The 8,227-nt window shown below is 37.3% G+C and carries 3 protein-coding genes; all 3 read left to right on the forward strand.

Annotated elements, in window-relative coordinates; genetic code table 11:
• Positions 1–2,991, forward strand: a 2,991-nt coding sequence (locus tag J3L16_RS15385) for a condensation domain-containing protein (RefSeq protein ID WP_207613951.1), incomplete at its 5' end; no start/stop codon positions are given.
• Complete coding sequence (locus J3L16_RS15390; protein ID WP_207613954.1) at positions 2,988–6,209, forward strand: amino acid adenylation domain-containing protein; 3,222 nt, start codon at positions 2,988–2,990, stop codon at positions 6,207–6,209. The genes J3L16_RS15385 and J3L16_RS15390, both read left to right, overlap by 4 nt.
• 267 nt (positions 6,210–6,476) lie before the next feature.
• On the forward strand, positions 6,477–8,227 hold a 1,751-nt coding region (locus tag J3L16_RS15395), incomplete at its 3' end, for a condensation domain-containing protein (RefSeq protein ID WP_207613956.1).

Below are 8,227 nucleotides of genomic sequence, written 5' to 3' on the forward strand. Positions count from 1 at the left end.
CTACAGCAAGAGGACATTCATGAAGCGGTAGTGGTTGCACAGTCCCATCAAGGCAGTGAGCGATTAGTGGCTTATGTGTCAGCGACAGCAGGTACCCAAACTCCCTTAGAAACACAACGCATTCAAAGGGCATTACATGAAAGCCTGCCTGATTATATGGTGCCAGGGATCATAGTGGTATTGGATGGACTCCCGTTAACACCCAATGGCAAGGTGGATAGAAAGGCGTTACCTGCGCCTGAATTAGCCAACATCAATACGTATGAAGCACCTGAGGGTGAGACCGAAGTTGCCCTTGCGGGTATTTGGCAAGAGGTATTGGGAGTTGAGCAAGTAGGGCGGCATGATAATTTCTTTGCATTGGGTGGAGACTCAATTACGAGTTTACGTTTAATTAGCCAAATAAATCAATCGCTTGGTTGTCATTTAACTATTCGAGATGTTTTTGAAAATCAAACCATTCAACTGTTGAATAAAATAATAATAAATACGGAAAAGGAGCCACTGGATCTGGTGCCTTTACCTAAATTGCAAGCGGTTTCACGGGAACAATATATGCCGCTTTCATTAGCTCAAACCAGTTTGTGGACAGCAGATAAATTGGCTGCGTCTGATCGAGATAAAAGCGCATATAATATTACAGGAAGTGTTGAATTAAGCGGCTCGATTGATATTGAACGTTTAATCCAAGCATTTAATTTAGTCATTGAACGACACGAAGTGTTTAGCCTTGCTTTTATTGAACATGACGAAAACCCTGTTGTTCATAAAGCTGCTATAGCGTCTATTGATATTCAACGCCATGATCTAAGTACTATAGCTGTTGACGAAAAAAGTAAAATAGCCGATGACATTGTTCAACAGTTTTATGCAAAACCTTTTACGTTAACCCAAGCGCCATTATTACGGGCAGCACTTATTTCTCACCATGAAAATACTGTGCAAGTATTGGTTAGTATGCATCATATTATTAGTGACGGTTGGTCAATTTCTATTTTGGTAAAAGAGCTTGGCGATGCGTATCAGGCATTACTGCTTGATAAGGTACCTAGCTGGCCTGAACTTCCTATTCACTATTTAGACTTTTCTGTATGGCAACATAATTTAATGCGCAGCCCAGCATTAGCTTCAACCAGTAGCTTTTGGCAGCAATACCTAAACAATGTAGTAAGTAATAGCAGCTTACCTGTTCACATTCCTAGAACAGATAAAAAATCAACTACTGGTGAAAGTATTTCGTTTAGCTTTAATGAGACAAAAACAGAAGCATTAAAAGCGTTAGCACTTAACAATAATGTTTCGCTTTATACCTTATTGCTAACAAGTTACCAGTTGTTTCTACATGCTTTGTTAGATCAAAAAGATATTGTCGTTGGAACTGATATGGCCGGACGAGAGCAACAAGAATTGCAATCATTGATTGGTTTTTTTGTAAACGTAGTGCCTGTGCGATCTTTAGTAGGTAACGAGCAACCTATATCTGAAATCTTACAAAGAGCTCAGCAAAACCTCTTTAATATAAACGATAACCAGTGGTTGCCTTATGAAAAGATTATTGAAAGCGCTAACTGTTTAAGACAGCCGAATATAGCACCGTTAATTCAACAATTATTTGTATTACAAAACACGCCCGATATCACGTGGCCAATAGATGATATTCAGTTACGTATTTTACCTAATGAAGTTACCAGCAGTAAGTTTGATTCAGCCATGTTTTTAACATTAAAAGGTAACGAACTACATGCTAACTGGGTGTACAAAAGTGATTTATATAACGCTGACAAAATGCAAAAGTTGGCCGTGTTTTGGCAACGTTTGATTGATGAAATTTTGAATAATGAAAATGTGACGAACACACAATTAATTAATACCTTTAAAAAGGAAATGCAAACGGTGGAAAAAACATCTCGTTTATCTAAGTTTTCTAAATTAAAAAAAGGCCCAATAGCGAAAAAGCCTAAAGCTAAAGCGCCAGTAAAAAGCACATTATTGGCTGACGATGCTATTTTCCCTATTATGATCCAGCCCACATCAGCTGGGCTTGATCCGGTTAATTGGGCGGGAAAAAATAGAAACTTTATTGATAGTACATTACTGAAAAATGGCGGCATTATTTTTCGTGGTTTTGACATTGACTCACCACAAGCTTTTGAAAGCTTTGCCGAAGCGATTTTACCTGGGCTGCATGGTTCTTATGGTGATTTACCTAAAAAAGAAGGTGGTAAAAATACATATCGTTCAACACCATACCCTGAAAAGCAAATGATTCTTTATCATAATGAAAGTGCACATTTAGAGTGCTGGCCAAGGAAACAGTGGTTTTATTGTGAACTACCTTCACCTGTAGGCGGTGCAACACCCATTGTGGATTGTCGAGAGATGCTAAAACGGTTACCTGAAAACCTACTTGAAAAATTTGAGCGTAAAGGTTTGTTATATGTTCGTACATTTAACAAAAATTTAGATGTTAGTTGGCAACATTTCTATAAAACGGAATCAAAAGATGTTGTCGAAAAACGTTTGGATGAAGCAGGTATTAGCTATCAATGGTTAGACAATGACGGTTTACAAACACGCACATATTGCCCTGCTGTTATTAAGCATCCTATTTCAGGCGAAAAGTCATTCTTTAATCAGGTGCAGCTTCATCATAGTTCTTGCTTAGAACCTGATATTCGACGTGATTTATTAACGCTTGTAACTGAAGAATACTTGCCAAGAAATGTTTACTTCGGTGACGGCAGTACTATTAGTGATGAAGAAATGGATATTGTTGGGCAAACGTATGAAGCGTGTGCTATCAGGTTTGATTGGCAAAAAGGCGATGTGATCATGCTTGATAATATGCTTGCGGCACATGCCCGTGACCCTTATGAAGGGGCTAGAAAAATTGTGGTTGCTATGGGAGATATAATCACTAAAAACCATTTAAGCACGATTGATTACACTAAGTTAAATACAAATAACAATTCATCAGAGGTATCATCATGAACCAAGAATTTATCGAAGCATACCCTGATGGTATCGCGTTAAGTGCATCACAACGAGCATTTATGGGGGCAGAATCTACTGCCTTATATCATCAAGTTGCCATTAGCTTAACCGTATCGCATTCGGAAAGTGAAATACAAAAGCAATTAACGAATCTAGTAAATGCGCATTTTTGTTTAACCGCATCATGTAAAACTGCTGACGGTTATAAAGGCCTTAGGCAGTTTCCTACAATAGTGTCATCGCCAATAGCGGTTGAACGTGTTATTTGTCAATCAGCAACGAATATGGCGGAATTATTACTACAACACCCAATTGATATATGCCTAACGCAAGGAAAAGTTTTACAAGTGTTATGCATTACCCAGCATGATAATAGTCAGTTATTGGTATTACGTGTTGCTGCGCTAGTGGCTGACGCTAATAGCCTACTAAGCTTGGCTGAAGCATTAAGCGACGCTTTGCAAAATGATTTTCCTGAAGAAGAGTTTTTACAGTTTCCTCAATATTTAGAGTGGCAACAAGATACACTTGAAAGTGACGAAGGTATTGAAGGAAGAGCTTACTGGCAACAATATGTTATGACAATTGATCCTGCTTCATACCATAACCATTTACCGTATCGCTTGCCAAAGGAAATTAACGAGCAAGCAAGCGTATTATCAACACCTGCTCATATACCTAGTGCAACATGGCAGTCATTAAAAGATTGCGCACAAACAGCAGATGTAACAATAAATGATGTGTTACAAGCTGCTTGGTGGTTAACTATCACTAAAATCATTGGTGAAACAGGATTCGTTGCTGGTTTTTCTTACGATCCTCGTACTGAATTTGAAGAATTAGCAGGAGCATTAGGTGTTTATCAACAAACATTACCGATTAATGTAAGTTATGAACCACAAGAAACGCTAATTAATTGGCTTCAAAAAATCAGTAATACGGCTAATCAGCATATACAAAGAGCAGAAAGCATTGATGATGACTATGAAACTAACCAGTTACTTGTTGGTTTTACTCAATCATTTTTCATTGATAATGATAATTTAACTCTTCATAGTTATACAGTAAGTTTAGCGCATTTCGAGTTGTTAATGGATGTATCCCATAATGATGATGAAGCGTATGCTAAGTTACATTATTTGAGCTCAGCGTATAGTGCTCAAGCGGTTAGTACTTTGATGCAACAATATCTACATATATTATCGTTAATTGAAAGTAAGTTAGATGTTTCAATAGACGATTTATCGTTAGTTTCGGCCCAAGAAAAAAGTCAATTATTGGCAATGAATGAGCATAAAGGATCAAACATTGCACCCAAACAAGTATTGGCGAAAATATATGCATATGCCGCTACTCAAGGCGATAGTATCGCGTTAAGTTATCAAGAAAAATCAATAAATTATCAAGATCTTACTGTAAAAATAGATAAAATGGCGACGTGGTTAATGGATCAAGCCGTGAGCCATGGAGATAAAGTCGCTTTGTGTTTACCACGAAGTGCTGATTTAATTATTAGCTTACTTGCCGTAATGAGAGTTGGCGCTAGTTATATTCCAATTGATCCTATTTGGCCATTAGAAAGACAAAAAACGATATACCTAAATGCGGCGCCTACACTAGTTTTACTGGCAGAAAATTTATCTTCACAAGACTCATACATAACAAACTTAACGCAAGAATATGTGACTGAGAGTGGTGAAAGTTCAATCGCTTTCATTGATATTAATTCGGCAATCAGTGAATCGAATAGCTTAACTAGTACAGCACAATTTACTGATCTGAAAGCGAATGATATTGCTTATGTTATTTATACATCAGGTTCAACTGGTGTGCCTAAAGGGGTTATTATTGAGCAGCAGCAACTGAGTCAATATTGTGAGTCGATAAGTCTGGTAGTTAATTTAACTGAAAACAAACACTTTGCATTAACGTCAACTGTTGCTGCCGATTTAGGTAATACCAGTTTATTTGGCGCATTATATAATGGTGCAACCTTGCATATTGCAAGTGATGAAGAGCTGAGCGATGGTATCAACTTTCAGCAATTTTTAACGCACAATGCGATTGATTGTTTAAAAATAGTGCCTACACATTTACAAGCCCTGTTAGAAGAAGAGCCTAAGTATCTTCCTAAAAAGCTTATTTTAGGAGGAGAAGCGTGTTCAACAGGTTTACTGAATAAGTTATATCAGTTGCTACCTCATTGCCAAATTTATAATCATTATGGCCCATCAGAAGCCACTATCGGCGTTATGGTTCATGCATATAAAAATAGTAAGCATACGCGTGATTTAGTGCCTAAGCTGAGCACGGTTTTACCAGGTAGCCACGTCATTATTCTAAATAAAGCACAGAAATTATGTGCTATTGGTGAGTTAGGGCAGCTTTATATTGGTGGGAATCAATTGGCCAGAGGCTATGTTGGGCAGTCATCAGATCAAGGTTTTTGCGAGTTAGAAGACTTTGCAGGGCGCTGGTATCCTACAGGTGACCTAGCGAGATATTTACCTGATAATAGTATTCATTTATCAGGACGTTGCGATCAACAAATTAAAGTACGAGGTTTTCGTATTGAGCCTGCTGAAGTTGAGCAGGGCATTATTAACGCATTAACCGTTGATTCTGCGTTGGTACAATTAATTCATCAAGGAAATCAAACACAATTACTCGCTTATGTTGTAACGAATGATTTACCTCATGGTTTACTAAATAGCAGTGATTATTCTATTGCACTTAGCAAACTTCGTACAACACTAACTGATGCTATGGTACCTCAGCATATCATTGCATTAGCATCATGGCCATTGCTAGCGAATGGTAAGCTTGATAAGCAGTCATTACCTCAATTATCATCATTGATTAATGATGAATTTATTGCACCAAGCACACCATTACAAAACTTATTAGCAGACACAATGGTGGAGCTTTTATCTATTGATAAAGTTAGCGTCAACAGTAGCTTTTTTGATTTAGGTGCTGACTCTTTAATGGTGATTCGTTTTGTAACCCGTTTACGCAAGTTACTGCTGATTGATATTGAGCCTGGTTTCATATTTGATAATGCTAGTATTGCTCAACTTGAAAAAGCCTTAGAAAAACAGTCAAGTGATGTAAATAAGTTACGTAAACTCGCACAAACACAATTAACGTTAGCTAAATTAAGTCCCGAACAACAAGCGGCTTTACGCAGTAAGTTTTCTGCATTAAATCAATAAAACTCCAATAATGATGGTGACTAATAGGTTATTCTTTTTAATTGCCATCATTACATTCCAAGTATTTCTATTCGTTTTTATTTTAGAAAAATATTTTAAATAAAAACTAAATAATGCTCGCTCTTATTCGTCAGTCTTATATGACGTTAATGCAAGATGGATTTTTATCTAATCAGTATTAATCAGCACTAATGTTCACCTTATGAAAATAATACCTTTACACCGTTAATTTAACGGGTTCGACCGAGGTGTTAAGCGGATAACAAAATGACAGATGAATTATTATCAGAATTAGATCCAGAAATGTTGGCTTTATTATGGGCTGATGACACGGATGACTCTGCTATTAAAAAGCAACATAAAATTGAAGGCCCTTTATCTTTTTCTCAATATCGCCTTTGGATGCTGCAACAGTTAGATCCAGCCATGATCGCTTATAATATGCCTAGAGCATTATTATTTCATGGTCAGCTTAATACCGATAAGCTTGTCTATGCTTTTCAACAATTAATCAATAAGCATGCTGTTTTTAGAACGCAATATCATGATAATAACGGGCAGCCTTTACAACGTATCATTGAAAATAAAGCTTTTACGCTTGAAGCCCTTCCTTTAGACACCTCATGTAATAATGCAGAACAGTTATTGGAGCAGGAACAGGTTAAATCTTGGTTTAATCGACCTTTTGATTTGACTACTGGAGAACTATTACGTGCATCGCTAATTTCACTTAACGCAAGTGAATCAGTGTTATTGATTGACTACCATCATATTGCATCAGATGCTTGGTCAAATGGCATAATTTTGCAAGATTTAGCAAAGGCTTATCAAGGTGAAACATTAGCAGAGCTTGATATTTCGTATTTAGATTTTGCTTATTGGCAAAACGAGTATTTAACCAGTGATAACAGCCAAGCGAATAAAGATTATTGGCTAACTTACCTGAGTGAAGATATTCAGCCGATTGCTTTACCAACCGACCATCAACGGCCCGATTTTCAAAGCTTTTCCGGAAAAAACACTGCTATTGTCTTAGAGAAAAACACGGTTAATCAGTTAAAAGTATTTTGCAAAAAACACGATGTAACACCTTTTATGGTATTACTGGCGACTTGGCAAGTGTTGCTGTCTCGTTTTAGTAACCAAGGTTCATTTGCAGTGGGTGTTCCTACTGCAGCAAGAAAGCAAGCAGAGTTACAATCTATTGTTGGATTTTTTGTTAATACGCAAATTTATAAAGCAGATCTCAATGCTGCTTACTCAGTAAAAGCACTGATCGAGCATATTCGTAATCACACATTGAACTTGTTAGAACAAGAAACCTTGCCTTTAGATTGGTTACTTGAAAATATTAATATCACAAGAAGTACAAATCGTTCCCCTTTATTTCAGGTGTTGTTTGATTACAAAACAGAAGAAACACTTTCAGAACAAATAGGTGATATTAGGTTATCGCCTATTATGGTAGAAACAACAACAAGTAAACTCGAGCTAGAGCTTAGTGTGTTAATGGGAGAAAGCCACGCGAAGATAAACTTAAGTTATCAAACGGCATTATTTAACAGTCATACAGCCAATAGTTTACTTGAAAACTATAATTACCTGTTGCTACAAATGCTTAATCAGCCGTCATGTGCGATTGGTAACTTAACAATATCACCCGTACAAACCGACCAATTACTCGCCATAGGCAGTAATGAGACGAGTTATGAACAAGACACACTTGTTCATGAATTGATTGAGCAGCAAGCACGTAGCACACCGAATGCAATAGCCCTTGTATTTGAAGATGAGACGTTAACGTATCAGGTGTTAAATGCACGAGCAAATCAATTAGCGCATTACTTAATAGCACAAGGGGTTCAGCCAGAAGATACGGTGGGTATAGCGGTTGAGCGCTCAGTTGAAATGGTGGTTGGTTTACTGGCTATTTTAAAAGTGGGCGGGGCGTATGTGCCTATAGAGCCAAGCTTACCTAAAGCACGTATTGAATACATTATGCAAAGCAGTGGATTAAA

The organism is Alteromonas sp. 5E99-2, assembly GCF_017368475.1.
Classification (GTDB): domain Bacteria; phylum Pseudomonadota; class Gammaproteobacteria; order Enterobacterales; family Alteromonadaceae; genus Alteromonas_F.